This is a genomic window from Mesorhizobium loti (genome assembly GCF_003148495.1).
Lineage (GTDB): Bacteria > Pseudomonadota > Alphaproteobacteria > Rhizobiales > Rhizobiaceae > Mesorhizobium > Mesorhizobium loti.
In genome coordinates this window covers 1-17821 of sequence record NZ_QGGH01000002.1, presented here as the reverse complement: position 1 = coordinate 17821, position 17821 = coordinate 1, and the positions used below count along the sequence as shown (strand labels likewise).

13 protein-coding genes are annotated in these 17821 nt (G+C 61.1%); 9 read left to right on the top strand and 4 right to left on the bottom strand.

The window, feature by feature from the left end; all coding sequences use genetic code 11:
* The first annotated feature begins 100 nt into the window (after nt 1-100).
* The 8 genes from C8D77_RS08720 (at nt 101) to C8D77_RS08685 (ending at nt 8730) form a co-directional block, all read left to right on the top strand.
* Nucleotides 101-865, top strand: coding sequence for an electron transfer flavoprotein subunit beta/FixA family protein (locus tag C8D77_RS08720; RefSeq protein WP_126068083.1), 765 nt, complete (start codon nt 101-103; stop codon nt 863-865).
* 3 nt (nt 866-868) lie between these two features.
* Entirely contained in the window at nt 869-1837 is a 969-nt protein-coding gene (locus tag C8D77_RS08715) for an electron transfer flavoprotein subunit alpha/FixB family protein (RefSeq protein ID WP_109661486.1), read from the top strand.
* A gap of 1 nt (nt 1838) precedes the next feature.
* The gene (locus tag C8D77_RS08710) at nt 1839-3794 is read left to right on the top strand and encodes a (Fe-S)-binding protein (protein WP_109661484.1); all 1956 of its coding nucleotides are present in this window, start codon (nt 1839-1841) and stop codon (nt 3792-3794) included.
* 69 nt (nt 3795-3863) lie between these two features.
* Nucleotides 3864-4787 (top strand): NAD(P)-dependent oxidoreductase, encoded by a 924-nt coding sequence (locus tag C8D77_RS08705; RefSeq protein ID WP_109661482.1) that lies wholly within the window; start codon nt 3864-3866, stop codon nt 4785-4787.
* A 2-nt stretch (nt 4788-4789) separates the two neighbouring features.
* Nucleotides 4790-5584 carry an N-acyl homoserine lactonase family protein gene (locus C8D77_RS08700; RefSeq protein WP_215732051.1) on the top strand — a complete coding sequence of 265 codons (795 nt, stop codon included), beginning with the start codon at nt 4790-4792 and terminating at the stop codon, nt 5582-5584.
* Nucleotides 5585-6053: 469 nt separating this feature from the next.
* Nucleotides 6054-6332, top strand: a complete 279-nt coding sequence (locus C8D77_RS08695; RefSeq protein WP_109661480.1) for a hypothetical protein — start codon at nt 6054-6056, stop codon at nt 6330-6332.
* Nucleotides 6333-7490: 1158 nt separating this feature from the next.
* On the top strand, nt 7491-7667 hold the full coding sequence (locus tag C8D77_RS37545) for a hypothetical protein (protein WP_215732050.1): 177 nt from the start codon (nt 7491-7493) through the stop codon (nt 7665-7667).
* A 376-nt stretch (nt 7668-8043) separates the two neighbouring features.
* Complete coding sequence (locus tag C8D77_RS08685; protein ID WP_109661476.1) at nt 8044-8730, top strand: Crp/Fnr family transcriptional regulator; 687 nt, start codon at nt 8044-8046, stop codon at nt 8728-8730.
* Between the two features lie 22 nt (nt 8731-8752).
* Here C8D77_RS08685 and C8D77_RS08680 read toward each other — a convergent pair whose 3' ends face one another.
* The 4 genes from C8D77_RS08680 to C8D77_RS08665 all read right to left on the bottom strand — a co-directional run bounded on the left by C8D77_RS08680 (nt 8753) and on the right by C8D77_RS08665 (nt 16265).
* Nucleotides 8753-12985, bottom strand: coding sequence for a cytochrome P450 (locus tag C8D77_RS08680; RefSeq protein WP_109661474.1), 4233 nt, complete (start codon nt 12983-12985; stop codon nt 8753-8755).
* Nucleotides 12986-13125: 140 nt separating this feature from the next.
* Nucleotides 13126-14898, bottom strand: coding sequence for an adenylate/guanylate cyclase domain-containing protein (locus C8D77_RS08675; RefSeq protein ID WP_109661472.1), 1773 nt, complete (start codon nt 14896-14898; stop codon nt 13126-13128).
* Nucleotides 14899-15305: 407 nt separating this feature from the next.
* On the bottom strand, nt 15306-15644 hold the full coding sequence (locus C8D77_RS08670) for an ArsR/SmtB family transcription factor (RefSeq protein WP_425453732.1): 339 nt from the start codon (nt 15642-15644) through the stop codon (nt 15306-15308).
* Nucleotides 15645-15893: 249 nt separating this feature from the next.
* Complete coding sequence (locus tag C8D77_RS08665; protein ID WP_245951720.1) at nt 15894-16265, bottom strand: hypothetical protein; 372 nt, start codon at nt 16263-16265, stop codon at nt 15894-15896.
* 290 nt (nt 16266-16555) lie between these two features.
* On the opposite strand from C8D77_RS08665, the gene C8D77_RS08660 reads away from it, so the two are divergent.
* Entirely contained in the window at nt 16556-17119 is a 564-nt protein-coding gene (locus C8D77_RS08660; protein WP_109661468.1) for a transglutaminase-like cysteine peptidase, read from the top strand.
* Nucleotides 17120-17821: the final 702 nt, after the last annotated feature.

The following is a 17821-nucleotide window of genomic DNA, read 5'->3' as shown; positions in this document are numbered from 1 at the left end:
AGCTGCTATTACCTTTTTCGCCATTGGGGACGGCGAAGAATACGACTTATCTAGCAGCCGGTGCCGGGCGCTTGAGGTGCGTTCCGTCGGAGGAGAGGCCGTGAATATTCTTGTTGTCTTGCGCATGATCCCGGATTCCGCGGGCGAGCTGCAGCTCGCCGAGGACGGGCGCAGCATCGATCGGGAATGGCTGGACTTCCAGCTCAACGATTTCGACGATCATGCCCTGGAGGAAGCAATCCTGCTCAAGGAAGCCGGCGGCGCGAAGGTGACGGCGGTGGCCGTTGGCGAAGGCGCCAACCGTGTCCTGCAGATGGCTGCCGCGCGCGGCGCCGACGAAGTCGTAGCGCTTCAGTCCGAGGAGGACGCCATGATCTCCTCACGCGAGATCGCCGCCTCCATCGCGGCAATGGCGCGGGCAAAGTCGGCCGACCTGGTTCTGTGCGGCGTCCAATCGAGCGAGGATGTCTTCGGCCAGCTCGCGCCCTATGTCGGCGCGCTGCTCGACTGGCCGCATGTGTCGGGAACCAACCGTATCGTTGCGAACGGCGCCGTGCTTCGGGTCACGCAAGAGCGCGGCGCGGGTGTCGCCGTCACCTATGAATTGGCCACGCCGGCGGTGTTGGGCGTTCAGACAGCGTCGAAGGCGCCACGCTATGTCTCCGGCAGCAAGCTTCGCGAAGCATCCAAGACGCCCATCGGCCGCGCCACGCCCGAATCGTCAGGCTTCGAGCGTTCCGCCGAGATCATCACATTGCGTCTGCCAGTCCAGGGCGGCTCCGGCGAGAACCTCGGCGGCAATGCCGAGACAGTCGCGGATCGGCTGGTCAGCATCCTGGCGGCCAAGGGCCTGGCGAGGAACTAAGTCATGAAATTGATTGCCTGTACCGAAGGCCACTCCAGCAAGATCGAAGCCTTCTCCCTCGAAATGATCGCCGCGGCGCGTTCGATCGCCCAGGCCGGCGACGAGGTCGTCGCCTTTTTCGCCGGTCGTGACGCGGAAGGCGCGTCCGCTTCCTTCGGTGCCGCCGATCGCCTGATCGTGGCCCGCGCGACAAAATCAGATGTCATTCCCGCCGAGACCTATGCGCTGCTTCTGCGCGATGTCATCACCGCCGAGAGCCCCGGCCTGGTCCTGGTTCCCTATTCGGCAAACGGACTGGATGTGGCAGCCGACATCGCGGCGCGAACCGGCTGGCCACTCGTCTCCTATGTCAATGAAATCAAGCGGCATGGTGAAAGCCTGACGATCGTCGCGCAGATGTATGGCGGCAAGATACTGGCCGAATGCGAAATGCAGCTGCCCGCCATTCTGATGATCAACCCGGGGGCCTTCGCGGAGGCAGCGCCAGGCGCGATCACCGCCGTGAGCGTGCAGACGATCGATGCCGACCCCGCGCTGACCAGCGGCAAGGTGAAGATGGTGGCCATCGACGTGCCGGATTATGCCGACGTCGATCTGACGACAGCCGAGAGGATCGTATGCGTGGGCCGCGGCATCGGCGACGAGGCAAGCATCGACCTTGCCCGCAATCTGGCGACGATGCTGGGAGCGGAGATCGCCGGCAGCCGTCCTGTCGTCGACAATGGCTGGCTGCCCAAGCTGCGCCAGGTCGGCAAATCCGGCCAGAAGGTGAAGCCGAAACTCTACCTGGCGCTCGGCGTGTCCGGTGCGCCCGAACATCTCGAGGGCATGTCGCAGGCCGACCTCATCATTGCCGTCAACACCGATCCGAAGGCCCCCATCTTCAATGTCGCGCATTACGGCGCGACCTGTGACCTGTTCGATCTCGTCGCCAATCTGAGCGACAGGCTGCGGGCCGGCTCTGGCCGTTGAGATGGCATCGACCCTGCCACTCTGGATCCTGGTCATCACAGCACTCGCGTTGACGGCCTGGCGCTCGCGCCGCTACGCGATGGCTCTTGCCAATGCACCGGCAGCGGCCCGCTTCGACCGCCCGATGCTGCGTCTCCAGGGCGTGATGGTCGCCATCGGCATGCACCGGAAAATGCTCCGCAAGCCGCTTTCCGGCGTGCTTCACGCAATCATCTTCATTTCGTTCTTCGTGCTGTTCACCGCCACGATCGATGCCTTCGGCTCGCGGCTGTTTCCCGGGTTCTCACTTGCGCCCATCGGTGGCGAAACCTGGATTGCCGCTCTGCAGGATATCTTTTCGGCGCTGATGCTGGTCGGCGTCGGACTTGCACTCTATCAGCGCTACGTGCTGCGGCCTGCCCGCTTCGACGGCTCGAGCGGCAGTGATGCGGCAATCATCTATGTGTTGATCGTCCTGATCGTGGCGTCCCTGCTGCTTGAGGCGGCGGCGCGCATAGTCGGTGGCTCCGACGGCTCGTGGCGGCCGGTCGCGTCGGCGCTGGCAGGACTGCTCGATCGTGCCGGCATGTCGGCGCATGCGGGCGAAGAGCTGTTCTACTGGGTTCACATCGGCGCCATCCTGGCGTTCCTCGTCTATATCCCCGGTTCGAAGCACCGGCACATGTTCCTTGCCGCGCCGAACATCTACTTCCGCAGCCTGGAACCGCGTGGCCTGGCGCCCGCGGTCCCGGAAGCGCGTGAGGCACCAGGCATCGACAGCCTGGGACAGTTCGACTGGAAACAGCAGCTCGACCTTCTGTCCTGCACCGAATGCGGCCGTTGCCAGGCGGTCTGTCCAGCCTATGCGGCCGGTCTGCCGCTCAGCCCGAAGTTGCTGATCACCGACATGCGCGACGCGCTTGCCGCGGGATCATCGGCGGCCCCGCTGGTCGGCGGCGTGATTTCCGAGGAGACGCTGTGGGCCTGCACCACCTGCCGTGCCTGCATGGAAGCATGCCCGGTCGAGATCGAGCATCTGCCCAAGATCATCGACATGCGCCGTCATCTGGTCGACGAAGGCCGTGTCAGCCCAGGTCTGCAGGAGGCGCTATCGAACCTGATCCGTCTCGGCAATTCCATGGGCAAGCCTTCCAAGATGCGGGCCCGCTGGACCAGGGAACTCGGCTTTCCGGTCAAGGACGCGCGCGAGGAACCCGTCGACGTCCTGTGGTTCGTCGGAGACTACGCATCCTACGATCCGCGCGTCCAGGAAATCACCCGCAAGGTTGCCGAACTGCTGACCGCGGCCGGTGTCGACTTCGGCATTCTCTTCGATGCCGAGCGCAACAGCGGCAATGATGTGCGGCGTGCCGGCGAAGAAGGTCTGTTCGAGACGCTCGCTCAGTCCAACATCGATGAGATCAAGGCGTGCAGCTTCAACCGGATCATGACCACCGATCCGCATAGCCTGAATGCGCTGAAGAACGACTATCAGCATTTCGGCGCGGCGTTCGAGGTGCTGCACTATACGGCGCTGCTGGCGGAACTCATCGCGGCGGGAAAACTCGACCTGCACGTCGCCGACGGCGCCAGGGTCACCTATCACGATCCCTGCTATCTTGGACGCTACAATGGCGGCTTCGACGCGCCGCGCGAGCTGATCCGCGCCGCCGGATATACGCTTCATGACATGCCGCGCTGCCGCGAGAATTCCTTTTGCTGCGGCGCCGGCGGCGGCCGCATCTGGCAAGGCGACGACGGCGTGACCGAGCGGCCGAGCGAGAACCGCATCCGCGAAGCGCTGAGCCTGGGCGACGTCGCTTACTTCGTCGTCGCCTGCCCGAAGGATAAGGTGATGTACACCGCCGCGATCGATGCGCTCGGCGTGGCCGACAGGTTGAAGGCCGTGGACATAGCGGAACTTCTGGTGCCGCGCACAAGCCAGGCGCTCGAAATGCCCCCAGTGGAAACGAGCTGACGGAATGCGATCCAGGAGATCGAGACCAAGCACCATGGGCAATAGGCCCCGACGAAGGAGAGAGCGATCATGTCGACCCTGAAAATCGGCTTTGTTGGCATCGGAAAAATGGGCACGCCGATGGCGACCCGTCTCATCAAGGCCGGCTACGAAGTGACTGTCTACGACGTCGACAGCAAAGCCGTTATGGAGTTGACCAATGCGGGCGCGAAGGCCGCCGCCGGTGCGCGCGATGTTGCCGATATTGCGGAGATCGTCTTTGCCAGCCTGCCCAGCCCGCAGATCCTGGAAAAGGTCGTGCTCGGCGACGGCGGCATCGCCGAGGGCAAGGCGGTTCGCATCTTCGTCGACATCTCGACGACCGGTCCGCGAATGGCCGCCAAGGTTGCCGAAGGTCTTTCAGCCAGGAGCATCGCCATGATCGATGCGCCCGTCAGCGGAGGGTTGAAGGGCGCGCGCAATGGCACGCTCGCCGTCATGGTGTCGGGGCCGAAGTCTGCCTTCGAAATGGCAAGGCCGGTGATCGAGAATTTCGGCCGGATATTCTTCATGGGCGAGGTTCAGGGCTCCGCCCAGACCATGAAGCTTGCCAACAACCTGCTTGCGGCGGCAGCACTTGCGATCTCCTCCGAAGCGGTCGTGATGGGCGTCAAGGCGGGCCTCGATCCCAAGGTGATGATCGACGTCATCAACGCCTCGAGCGGCCGCAACAGCGCCACCGAGGATAAGTTCCCAAAATCCGTCCTGCCGCGCACCTTCGATTTCGGTTTCGCGACAGGCCTGTCCTTCAAGGATGTACGGCTGTGCGTGGATGAGGCGGAGGCGATGGGCGTGCCCATGGTGGTGGGCAGTGCCGTGCGCCAGTTGCTGAGCGTGACCAACCAGCTCTACGGGCCGGATTCCGATTTTACCTGTATGGTCAAGACGGTTGAGACATGGGCGCATGTGGAGGTCGGCTCAGCCCAGACCACAGATGTCGCCAAAGCGAGCTGATCATGGGTGATTCCGAACGTTATGAAATCCATGCCGTTCGCTACGGCCATTTCGAACGCCGCTCGGGTGAGAATTTCCTCGGTGGCGACACTCACGATGTTGCGATGCCGCTCGACTACTTCGTCTGGGCGATCGTTGGCGAGAAGCGCACCTTCATCGTCGACACCGGTTTCGACAAGCCGACCGGCGACAAACGCGGACGCAGTGTCGTCAGGCCCGTCGATGACGGCCTGGCGGCAATCGGCATTGACCACGCCGATGTCAGAGACGTCATCATCTCCCACATGCATTACGACCATTGCGGGAACCATCATCTGTTCCCGAACGCGACCTTTCACCTGCAGGATGCGGAGATGGAGTTCGCGACCGGCCGCTGCATGTGCCACCATGCCATGCGCCATCCCTTCGAGGCCGAAGACGTCACCACCATGGTGCGGCGCGTCTTTGCCGGAAAGGTTTGCTTCCACGACCCCGAGTCGCAGATCGCGCCAGGCATCACGCTCCACAAGGTTGGCGGCCACTCGCGCGGATTGCAGGTGGTGCGGGTGGAAACCGGCAACGGGGCGGTCGTGATCGCGTCCGACGCAGCTCATTTTTACGCCAATATGGAACGCCAGAAGCCGTTTCCCGTCTTCGATCGGCTGAGCGATGTCATCTTCGGCGTGGAGCGTATGAAACAACTCGCCAGCTCCCCGGCTCACATCGTGCCAGGGCATGACCCGCAGGTTCTCAAGCGCTTCGCGCGCACCCACCGGGACGTCGAAGACATCGTAAGTCTTGCCCATCCTTTGCCCTGAGCGCCGATCCTGAAGGACTGCATGCTTGGTGGCTTTTAGGCGACGACGATGACTCGAAGGCCTATCCTCGCACTGGGTTCCAGGCCGCATATACGCGACTGAACAGGCTTGTGGGCGCATCTATTCTATTGGTTTTATTACCTTTTCTGTAGAATAATCAGAAACTTCCCCGCTGGCCGAATGCGCGTGACAGTCGCCGGCTTCGGTTGCGGCCGGAACGCTTCAGTTCGATTGGTGTCGAATTCGACCTTGCATCGCTGGCCGGCGGGCAAACGGTTGCCGGCGTGACCCGCGCCTCATTTAGAAAACGCTGCAGACAGCAACGCGGACGTGTCACACACGATTGTGCCTAAGCCCATAGGCGTGCGCGGTTAGTCGAAAATCCGTGTGAACTACCTCATAGTTTAATGCGACACGAAGCGTATCTTCATTGGCATAGTTGCATATTTTGTCACACAGGAGGAAAGCAGTGGCTCGTCCACAGCGCGACATGCGCGGTTATCTGACCGGCTACGGCGGGCCTTTGGCAACCCGAGTTGAGGTGTTTGAGGCCGAGGGCGAATGGTTCGTGCGCATTATCGAACGCGACGAGGAGCGCACCTACTCTTTTGTGCTGAAATCTTTTGCCATGGCCTTCGCGGAGAACCAAAGGATCCACATAAAGCCTCCCACGATCGTGCGGCTGGAGCGTAACCCGTCTCTCCTGTTCGCACATGCCAGATTCACGGCGGCGAATGATCGATTCTAAGATGTCGCGAGACCCGGATCCCGCCTGAACCTCTTCCGCGATCACGCCATAACCCAGCGATACTAAATAGATATGTTGGTAGTCGGCGGCCCCCAACCCGCCCGGCCGGCGCCTTTCCCCAACCAGCCCCCCGCCTGACAGGCGCCGGCCATCGCGCATCGCGCGGCGAAAACGAGTTACATATTGCTAGCTGGTCGGATCGGAGGCGACGGTCGATGCGTAGTTGCCTGCCGCGGTTGAACGGTATATCGGCCGAAGTTGCGCGGATCGGTTTGGTGGTGGCCCATAGGGTATTGGCAGAGCTCGTCAGCAGTTCGCTGATATCTTTGCTACGAGGTCTCGCACCTCCATGGGCACTCCCCCGGGACGGCCGATCCAGTCATGCCTTCGAATCCAACGATGCGGGCTTCTGCTTCGAGGCCATCTCGCCTCTTGGCAGCGAAGGCCAAGCCGCTCTCGACTCGGGCACGCTTGGGCCCCGGCGCCTCACCCATAGCGCCCGACGCCCTCACCTGGTGTGGAGGCCGCCAGAGGCGTTTTGGCGAAGATAGTGGTGTGGACGCGGTTAGCCGCTCGCGCATCAGTGGCCAGATGGCTGCCAAGCGGCCCGACGTCGCAGTGAGTACACCTTTTTGGGGTATCCCTTCATGCCGATGCACTCTGGCTCTTGCATTAGAGAGAGCGCATATTTCGAGCTAGCCAGCATAGCTCTCCTCTAGCTAGACTGGTCAGGCCCAGCGGTCGCCGATGCAAACGTCCCCCTACGACCCTAACCGCTGGGCCGCCCAGAGCTTAACGGTCGGCTTATCTCTTCGATCCGTAGCTACCGCCGACATCCTTCGCCAGTGCCACGTCTGGATAGTCGGCACCATGCGCCAGTACGGCCTCTCCAATACGCTCACTACGCAGGTTGTGGCGGGTTTGTCGGCTGGACGCTCGGCCAAAGTCAACCGCCAGATTCTGAACCCTTAGTGTGGCCGGCACGTCTTGAGATGGCCGTTCGAGGTCGCGCCATCTGTCTGCAGCCTCTGTAGCCTGTTTCACAGACCGCGATGAGGTTTCCTGGCAAATGTGTGACCTGGCGGAACCGGCCACCTTCAACCGGCCTGCCGCCAATTTGAAAATGTGTCTTTAACCTGGAGCGAACAGATGCGGATATTGTTTGCCTTCGACTCGCTTCTTGCCGCAGCGGCTTTCGCTGTTCCGACGATGGCGACCGCCGACGCGTATGTCTTTATCGAGACCATCCCCGGCGCTGTCGTCGACGCCAATTGGGGTTTTGCCCATCACGCTGTGGATGCTCGTGCGTGGTCAATTGTGGTCAAACAATACTGAATCATTTTGAATTTTGGCGGAGCCGTTTCAAACAGAGATTTTCGGTTGGTACGGCAGCATTGCGAGTGCAAGGATTTCGATCACGCAATCATTTCCGCCGCTGCCGTCTGCACGCTTTAGGCCTACCTCCAGCCATGCGTGCAGACGGCCTTCCACAAACAAGGCGAGGGAGAGATCATTCGCGGTTGGGTCTTCTCGCATAGCCGTTGGTTGAGCCGATCGGTCGCGATTCAAGCTGGGCGTTGGGGTGGAGGGGATCGGTTTTTCCGGTCCCCTTTCTTTTGACAAGCGGGCAGCGCTCAAAATCACATTAGCTTTGATCGATCACGCCGTTGCCGTACAGTCATCCTGTCACGACAACATCGGGAAAGCCGTCATGCCAACCGCCAGCGCGAATGCCAGACATGATCTGCCGCGCCTGGCGCGGATCGATCCTCGACAGTTTGATCTCCTTTTCACCGGTTGCAAACTCGAACGCTACGCCGCCGGCCAGCATTTGTTCGTCCAGGAAGATGCCGCCGACCGCATCTATGGTGTGATGAGCGGCACGGTGGAGATCTCGATCTATTCGCCTGGCGGCCAGAAGCTGGTGGCCAATATTGAGCTGTCGCGCAGCTTGGTCGGAGAGATCGGAGCACTTGACGGACACCCACGAACGGCCACAGCGATTTGTCTTACTGCATGCGAGCTGGTTTCGCTCAGCCGAACACAACTGTTTGATCGAATTGAGAAAAACCCATCTCTGGCGCGCGCCATGATCGAACTTTTGTGCGCGCGGCTGCGTTGGGTCAGCGGTGAACTCGGGGATCAGGCCTTTTTCGGCATCGAAGCGAGGCTGGCAAAACGACTGGTCTTTCTGGGCAGCGTGCTGGCCGACGGCGCAGGCTGGATACCGATCTCGCAGTCTGAACTGGGTGAGTTCCTCGGCGCCACGCGCGAATCTGTCAACAAGACGCTAAACGACTGGCGCAACCGGCAGATCATCGCCATCAAGCGCGGCGGCCTGCGCATAGTCGACGCCGGCGCACTTCGCCATATCGCCGAATCGCAGGACGACGACTGACAGCGGAGGCGCCGGGGGCGAATCAGAGTCGCGAAATCAGAAAGCGTAGTGCCGACCGGCTCGGCATGAAGAAATATCCGCCTCCCCGAGTGGTAACGAATTGAGGGATGCCTTTCAGCACCGTGACCTTTTCCCAGGATGGAATGGTGAACCTGCCGGCACTGTCGCGCGAACCAATCGTCGGGTCTTTTTCGGCAACAAGCCCCTGGAATGAAGTCGACGACACCCAGGTTTGCTGGATGAATTCGTACTGCCGCTCGATATCGGCGTTGAGGCACATGAAGAGCAGCCCCTTTTCGACCTTGCCCTTCTTGTCCTGTTTCTCGTAGCTGCGGCCCACCCGGATGATCCGGTGGCGCTTGCCGATCCTGATCTGCGTTTCACGGTCCTCCCCCAGCGAATCGCGAGGATTCGACCGCCGAACATGGGCGCCCAGCGGGCAGCGGTGTCCTTGGGGATCTTCGATGCCGAAGGCAAAATCATTATCGGCACTGCGACCCGGTCGGCCGTCCGGATTGCGCACCAGCGAGGTGCCGTCGGGCCAGCGGCCAAGCATCTTGGCGGCGACCCAGCGCGGGGTAATCGCCGGGTTGTCGGTTTCGCTGGCCGCCTGAATAGCCGCTGCCTTGCAATAGTCGTTGAAGGTGTCGACGTGCTGCTCGAACTGGCGCATGACGAGGAAGGTGCCGTTGCGGCCGAAGTCGCGCGGTGGCGGCGGCAGGCCGGGTATCTGCCGGTTGCGGCGCACCGCCGACAGGATGCCCGTCCGGTCGAGCGACGCCTCGACGGAGGGCGACGCCGGATAGAAACCGTGCTCGTCGCGATAGCCGAACAAAAACTCACCGGGCGCGACAAGATGCATGGGTGCGGCACCGATGTTGGCGCGGGCGGTTCCCCTGACGATCGGTTGCGAGACACCGTCGACGAAACCAAAATGCTCGACCGCGCGTTTGCCGTCGCGCTTTACCGCCAGCGCCAGGTCCGAAACGAGGTTCATGCCTGCGGCTGTCATCTTTCTCTTTGCGGTACCGATCTCCGTCTTCAGCTTCTCCGAACTTTCGGCATAGCAAACCACCACCACGTCAACGGGCTTTTGCGGCGAACCCCACTGCCACTTGTCCGGCACGCTTTCGCCGACATCGTCCAGAATGCGGCTGCGCTCGGGATTGCCCATGCCGTGGCGAAAGGCGACGGGGAATGTGTCCAGCGGCTTGTCGTCGACGCCGCCATCCAGTCCGAGACGGCGAAGACCATCGGGACCGAACGCAACCGTCATCGCCCGCGCCGACGGCACGCCGTCGCCGAAGCTGGTCTGCTCGACGATGAACTCCAGCCAGGCCTTGCGCCTGGCCCTGGAAAGGTTCTCGGGCACGGCGATCGCCAGCATATGGGCATGCCCCAGCGATCCGAACGGGCCGAAGAACAGGGACTGTATCTCGCCGGTTTCTAATTGTTCGAGAGGCAACGGGGTGGACGCAGCGGGGCTGCCGGCCTCTGCCTTCCTTGTTTGCGGGCGCGGCAGGGATCCGAACAGGCTCAACCAGTCACGAGCTTCACTGCTCGTTGCAGAGGCGATGCCAAGCCTGATTCTGGAATTGGCGCGGATGCGCGTCGTGTTGAGACCAGGGTAAGCCGAATACCAGAACAAGGTCGGCACCTGCTGCCGCCGCGCCCAGCGCTTGAAACGGTCGCCGTCGCGCGCGCCATCGAGGAAGAGCCAGCGCGTGCGCGGATAACCTTCGGTGTTGCTCCATACGCCGGTCAGGCCGGCAGCGGCCTTGGCGATGAAATCCTCGAGATAGCTCTCCCAGCTACCACCATAGTTGGAGAGGAACATCAGCCTGTTGGTGCCGGGCAACAGCACCCAGCGGGCGAAGTGGATGGTGTTGATGGTGGCAAGGAACCCTGGCTTGAAGACCTTCTGTGCCGAGATCGAGATCAGGTAGAACGACAGCCTGAGCGCCAGCCTGCGCAACGTTCCAACCTTCATTGTCGAGATCGCCGTCAGATGGTTCTGGGCTTGTCCAGGCTGGTCCTCGTGGGCCAGAATCTTGTCGAGGGCGCCGAGGTCGACCGGCGTGCTGTGCGGGCGATCAATGTCTTCGAGGCGCCGCAAGGCGAGAAAGCACAGGCCGAGGATCAGGGCTGCCAGCGCCAGAATTCCAAGCACAGTCAGCAAAAGCGCCGTGCCGGCTATGACAACGCTGCCGAAAGTGACACCTGGCGGATCGCCGAACACCAGCACGTAGGTCATCCGCCAACAGGCAAGCACCACTGCGGCAACAGTGGCCAGCACGGCCGGCGCCAGCAGCGTGGTCGTTATGGCTTGCCACCATTTTCCGGGCGGCCGTTCGAGCAGGCTTTCGGCAGGCTCGAATGCCCAGTCGAATTTTCCCAGGGATCGGACATGCCGGCGGGCTTCGTCAAGCATGGCGGCCGCCCCGCCATGGGCGGCGCCCGGCTGCTCGACCACGGGCCGAACGGCATCAGCAAGTTCGGCTTCGGCCAGGATGCGCTGCACCGAATGGCCCGGCGTGCCGGAAAAGACCAATCCGGCGTTGCTGCCGAAGGACGGGGATATCTCGACATTGTGCTTGCGCAGGAAATTGTCCAGCGTGTCTTCGTCACGAAGATCACACACGTCCTTGAAGATCGGCCGCAGCCTATGACCGATGGCATGGGTAATGGCGTTGATGACGTCGTCGGTGCTGCCGTCGCCAGATATCTCCAGAACAAGCGCTCCTTCCCCATCAGCCGAGGCATTGCCCGCCTCGCCAGTTGGGACGACAGCCAAGCTGGCGAAATGGATGGTGCCGGCGGTATTGAGCGCGGCACGGATCTCGTCGCTGGCAGGATTGCCAAATCCGGCGACCTGGCCGCGGATGGCGTCCAGTGACGCCGACCGGGTAATCGGGCATATCACCGTGACCATAGAGTGGGTGACCGTGCGGCAAAGAGCGGGCCGCTCGAAATCGACCTTAAGGCCGTCCGGATACGCGCCGACATGCGTCATCCTGCCGGCTTTGCCGCGCACACGTCGGACATTGTCCTTCTGAAACAGGGCGCGAAGACTCTCGCCAATCTGGATCCTGGCGATTTCGGCGCCAATGCATTGATGAATGCCGTAGCCGAAGACTAGGTAATCGCGATGCGGGCGCGACGTGTCGAAGTGGTTGGGCCTCTGCACCGCCTCAGGATCGAACATCGCCGACAGCGTTGCCGGCATGACCACCGTCCCGGCCTTCACCAGACGCTCGCGGCGCGTGCCCCTGGCGATGGTTGCGTCGCGCACGGTGTAGCGCCAGGGGCCAATCCAGATTGGCTTGAAGCGCATGGCTTCCAGAATGGCCTTGTCCAGTCCGCCGGTGTCGTTGCTGGCCAAGGCTGCATCGATAGCCTGCCGCGCATCACTGCGGGACAGGATCACGTCGAGGCAGTTGCTGCCAGCGAGCACATTGGTTGGAACAAAGCCGGCGATCATGCCGAGCATGATCGAATGAATGTCGGGCAGCGACAGGCGATCCTGATCCAGCAGGCGGACCAGCCTTGCCAGCGGCTGCTCATCCTTGGCCCCCTTCTCCCGGATCGCGTCGATGGAGCGGTCGATGATCTTGATCAGCCGGTCGCCGGCCACCACCGCAAGCTGGCGCGTGACCGGGCTCGCCGTTGGATCCGAAAAGAACAGCGCGCTCAACGCCATGGCCCAATCGGCAAACTCGGATTCATCATCGATCTCGAGGCCGAAATAATCGCGGCAGATGCGCACCGGAACGATCTTCATAAGATCCGCGATCGCGTCGAAGCCGGGGCTGGCGCGTGTCATGATGTCTTGTGAATGCTGCGCGGCGATCGGCCTGACCAAGGCCTCGATTTCTGCCGGGGGGAAAGCGCTCAGCACCGACGATTTCATGCGCCGGTAGTCGGCGCCGTCCTGCATGCCGAGAATGAAGTTCGATCCGCGCGCCAGTTCGGTCATCTCCGGCCCGTATGGCGTCTCGAATTCATCCCCGCGCTCCAATATGTCGCGAACGTCGGCGTTCCTGGTCACGAGCAGGAAATTGCCTATGGCGAGATTGGGCCAGAACCGGCGCAGCAGCGCCAGCGCCCAGCGCGGATCATTGAAGAGAAAGCCAGCTATGCGCGACGCGACGCCCTTGGAGCGGAGGCGTCCCAGGTCAAATGGCGGCATTTCAGACAGCGGACGCTGGCTTTTCTGTCCTGCCCGGATGGCATCGAAATACTTTATCCTGATCATGCGCGGTCTGGCCCCCCGGCTGTCCACGTCATTGCGATGCCGGCTACCCAAAGGCCTAGGTTTGCAGCCGTCTCGCGTATGTGAATGTTTTCACAGTTGTCGGTGTTCCGCCACCTCGATTACGCACCGCTCGCTGCATGTCATTTGGCCAGTTCAAAATTGGCGATGAGAAATTCGTTTGCCGCCTTGTCGGCAAACGGTATCCAGCGCACCCTTTGCTCCGAAAAATCCGGATGTCTGGTCATGAGTATAGCCAGTTCCCGCGTGGCCTCCTGCATGCGCCCGCTTCTCGTCAAGGCGCCGATCTTCAGGAACCGGGAATAAAAATAGCCGGGCGACAGATCGAGCGATCGGTCCGCAGTGGAGATCGCGGATGGCCAATCCTCGACGAAGCTGTAAGCGGCGGCCAATTCCCCCAGGTTATGGAACCGATAGAGGTCGAAGGGGCTCAGTCGCTCCGTATCGACAAAGAACGGTATCGCACCAGCGGCATCGCCGAGCAGCAGGCGCGCACTGCCCATCGCCGAGCGCGCAAAGGCGAAGCTTGGATTGATATGAAGCGCTTCATCGAGATGATCGACCGCCGATCCGGGCCGTCCCCTCATGATGTCGATAACGCCGAGATGAGCGTGCGGGCGGGCATCCAGGCTGTCCATCAGCAAGGCCTTGCGCGCATACTGCTGGACCTTGTCCAGATCGTCGCTGTCGCCGAACCGCAGCCAGGCCCGCCAGAAATACCACCATGCCAGTTCGTTCAGCACCGCGCTCGAGTTCGGATCGTCCCGGTAGGCCTTTTCGAAGAACTCCAGTGCGATTTCTGTGTCGCCGCGAGTGCGCCGGTTCATATGCCAGCGTCCGCGCCGCACCAATTGCCATGTTTCCAGACTTTCCCACGGCACTTGGAAGGTCCGCGCCTGTTCGGCCCGGTCGACCTCCTTATCGAGGATCGAAACGATCTCGGCGCCGATCTGGTCGCGCAGACTGAAGATGTCGACCAGGGCCCGGTCGAAGCGCTGCGACCACACCAATCGCCCATTTGAGACGTCGGCAAGCGAGGTGCTCAGACGGATCTGCCCGCCATTGTGCGTCAGCGTGCCGCTGACGATGTAGCGCGCACCAAGAGCGTTGCCTATTACCCGCGTTCCCAAAGTGTCATCGCGAAACTGGAAACTGGAGCTCTTGGCGATCACCGAGAGCCACCTGCTGTTGGAAAGGCCGTAGATGATGTCTTCGGCTATGCCGTCGGCAATGTAACCGACGTCGCGCTCGCCTCCATGGCCCTGGAACGGCAGCACGGCGATCGCGGGCGGACCTTTGGACGACAGCTTCTGGTGACCATTGACGGGAAGCGTGGCCGAGACCAACGACGCCGGTGATGCCCCGCTGCCAATGCGCCCGGCGATCAGAACGCGCACCGGCAGGGCGATGTTCTTCAGCATGAATTCGCCAAGATCGGTGAACTCGGCCGCCGTCTTGTCCTTCACATGGTGCCAGGTCGTTTCCGAGACGGCGAGACCATCGTGCGGCGCGAACTCCTGGATCCTGGCGGCGATGTTGACGTCGTCCCCATAGAGCCGGCCGTCCCGGACGATGACGTCACCGGTGTTGATGCCGGCGCGAAAGGGCATGCGCATGGCTTCGTCGACCGATGAGTTGAGCGCGACAATGCGGCCCTGAAAATCGAACGCCGCGCGCAGCGCCTCGATCGGATTGCCGAATTCGGCCATGATGCTGTCGCCGGCATCGCCGAAGGTGCGGCCGCCAAAGGTACTGCAACTGTCGGCGATGATGTCGCGCCGCTCCTCGAACGCAGCGACGGCCGATTCATCGTCAAGACCCATCAGCCGCGAGAATCCCACGGCATCGATAGACATGATTGTCGCTAGCTGACGGGTGTAGTTCCGTTCAGCCATGTTCGAGCCCCAGTCCCTTTTGCCCCAGCACAGGCGACCACCCGCTCCTGAACCTTCGCCGCGTTGCTGGAAGAGTCTTCCTGGCAGATGCGCCGCGCCGATCTCGCCCTGTCATGTCGGGAACTCTAACAGTGCCTCGGCAAAAGCTCTACCACGATCGACTAATAGATCGCAGACCACCCGCATCGTTGCATGCCTAACCGCCGGTTTGGATCACGCACCAGGCGTCGTGCCGGGAAGCCACGTTGGCACTGCTGACTGACGTTGAAACGGAAAATACGCGCGCCCTATCTGCTGCGTGCGCGCGCTGGCCACGTCATAGGCCGTCGATCCCGATCGATTCCTGCGAGATTACTCGAATGCTCGCCATCACGACTGGTACGGGTTCCGGCATCGACGTGACCAACTTATGCGGCGGAGGGCCCGCGACGCTTCTCGGTCCGCGCGACTGCTGCCAGACCCGCGGCCCCGTCGGTTATCTGGGTGATTTTCTGAATGATGCCAAGGTCACAAGAATAATAGATGGTCTGTCGGTGACGCCTGGTGGAGACCAGTTTGTATTTGCGCAGCTTACTCAGATGTTGAGATAGAGCGCTCTTGCTAAGTCCGACTCGCACAGCCAGTTCACCAACCGAGACTTCACCTTCTGTCAAATGGCTCAGAATCAGAAGTCTTCTCTCATTGCCTAGAAGCGACAGAAATGCAGCCACTGGCTGCGCATGGCTAATGAACCTCCCCGGATTCAGGGAGTTCGCCTGTAGAACATTGGCACGATGCATTCGCCTGATGGAAAATTCTTCGCGATTGTGCTGCATTCGACTTGGCCCGTTCGACTTGGCCTGTTGTCCGGCCAAGCGCCAACGCTGGTCCCAGAGCGCGTCGCTTGAACCGGTTGGAACGCGACGCGCCTTACTAAATTGGATCGCATCAGTCAGGCGCGAAGCGGATATTACAGGGGCTTCAGCAACATCCGAGCCTAGTCGCCGGATTCAAAACTAGTTGCCGGAGCCGCGCCCGGAGTCGCCACCTCTGCCACCGTTATCGCCGCTCTTGCCACCGTTATCACCGCTCTTGCCGCCGTCGTCGCCGCTCTTGCCGCCGTTATCGCCGGTCTTGCCGCCATCGTCGCCGGTCTTGCCGCCATTGTCGCCGCCCTTGCCACCGGGATCGCCGCCACCGCTCGGATCATCTCCACCGCCAGGACCGTTGTTGTCGCCGGAACGTGCAAGCGTGGTCGCAATGAGCGAGGTGGTGATAGGTGGGCATTGCTCGATTTGGTCCGAGGAAAGGATACTCCTGCGATTTATCGCGATACAACACCGCGCATAGTTGGCATCGGTAAGTGGTTGACACTGAGCTGCCGTCAACCGCGGCCTAATACTCTCCTCTGCTTGAGTACAACTCACCCAATTTGCAGTTATAAGCGCAGATGAAATGAGTAAAGCTGAGCGGTACCTGCCCCTCCAAGCCATATATCGCAGCATTTCTTCCTCCAACGGAAAACGCACCCGGCCCCAAACCAAAGCGCTATCAACCAATTTCCGCAGTTTGGTAACATATTGTTATGTATATTGGCGGAAAATACCTTTTTAAGGATTGATTTACCAATTTCTGCGAGGCTTGTTGGCGACTTGACAACGAAAGGAGATGGTAGGTGATGCGTTTCGCTACGCTTGTTGCCGTAGCTGTGGCGGTAACTGGTTGCAGTGAAACCATGCAGACAACCAAAACCAGCCCTGCGATGGTCACAAAGGGGTATGCATTCCCACCGCCGGCCGCCCGGGTCTTCTGTTCGAGCCACCCAAGCCTCTGCAGCACCAACGGGCAGGTCAAGCTGGTGACGCTGACACCGGCACGCAAGGCCGAACTCGACGCCGTGAACACATCCGTTAATCGCAGGATCGAGGAGCGTAGTGACCTCGTCACGGCAGGCAGTGCCGATGATTGGCGTCTACCGACCAAGCAGGGTGATTGCGAGGATATTGCGATCCTGAAAAAGAGCGAGCTTTTGAAGCGTGGATGGCCGGCTTCGGCCCTGCTTTTGACGGTCGCTTCACTCGGCGGCGAGGGTCACACGGTGCTTACGGTGCGAACCGACAAGGGAGACTTGATCCTGGATAACCGTGGCAGCGCCATCCGCGATTGGTCACACACTTCGTACCATTATTTTGCCCGACAGTCGCAGTCCGCCAGCGGGAAGTGGGTGCGGATCAGTTCTTGAGCTTCGGTACAACTTCGGCCCAACCGATGCATATCGACCAATGCGCGGCGGATAACGACGCGCACAAGATGACTTGAGGCCTATCGACGGGATCCACTGCCGTGCGACGCGCTTCAGAGCCCGGATCGGTCTATATGCCCGACCCTCTATACCGGGCGGCTTCCCTCCAGAATGCGAGCGCCATTCCTGGAGAACGTCCTTTCACTTCAAAATCTCGCCCCCGATAGGCTCCTGCCGCAATCCATACTGTCTTTGAACGCTGATAGATCGTGATGCCCCGTGCGCGCGCCCGGGCGCACAGGTCCGCGTCATTCTGAGACATTTTTCCAGCCCCGTTGCTCAACCCTCCGAAAACGATTGTAATGAGGAAGTTCTTCCCACAAAAAAGTCCGCGGCCGGCGCATGGCCTTCGTGGCGGTGGAGTTCGTCAGACCTTGTGCACCGGGCTGCTTCCATCACACGCCAGCGGACACCCCCACATCGCGTGCGGCATGACTTTTGGCAGGTCTTAGGCAAGATTCTCCTTTTGGATTATCTGACGCGGCACGTCTGCCCTTTCGGATGAATGCATTTCTTTTCTATATATTTGATAGAATTAAGTCCGCTATCAACGGAGGCAGAAATGACCAAACCTCATTTCAGGAAACTGCTCGGCGCACTGGTCGCCACATCTGTTCTATCAGGCACGCTCGGTTTCGCGTT

Excerpts from the sequence above, each read along its gene's own strand:
- C8D77_RS08715 (WP_109661486.1), top strand. The coding sequence starts at position 869 with ATGAAATTGATTGCCTGTACCGAAGGCCACTCCAGCAAGATCGAAGCC.
- C8D77_RS08710 (WP_109661484.1), top strand. The coding sequence starts at position 1,839 with ATGGCATCGACCCTGCCACTCTGGATCCTGGTCATCACAGCACTCGCG.
- C8D77_RS08705 (WP_109661482.1), top strand. The coding sequence starts at position 3,864 with ATGTCGACCCTGAAAATCGGCTTTGTTGGCATCGGAAAAATGGGCACG.
- C8D77_RS08700 (WP_215732051.1), top strand. The coding sequence starts at position 4,790 with ATGGGTGATTCCGAACGTTATGAAATCCATGCCGTTCGCTACGGCCAT.
- C8D77_RS08685 (WP_109661476.1), top strand. The coding sequence starts at position 8,044 with ATGCCAACCGCCAGCGCGAATGCCAGACATGATCTGCCGCGCCTGGCG.
- C8D77_RS08680 (WP_109661474.1), bottom strand. The coding sequence starts at position 12,985 with ATGATCAGGATAAAGTATTTCGATGCCATCCGGGCAGGACAGAAAAGC.
- C8D77_RS08675 (WP_109661472.1), bottom strand. The coding sequence starts at position 14,898 with ATGGCTGAACGGAACTACACCCGTCAGCTAGCGACAATCATGTCTATC.
- C8D77_RS08660 (WP_109661468.1), top strand. The coding sequence starts at position 16,556 with ATGCGTTTCGCTACGCTTGTTGCCGTAGCTGTGGCGGTAACTGGTTGC.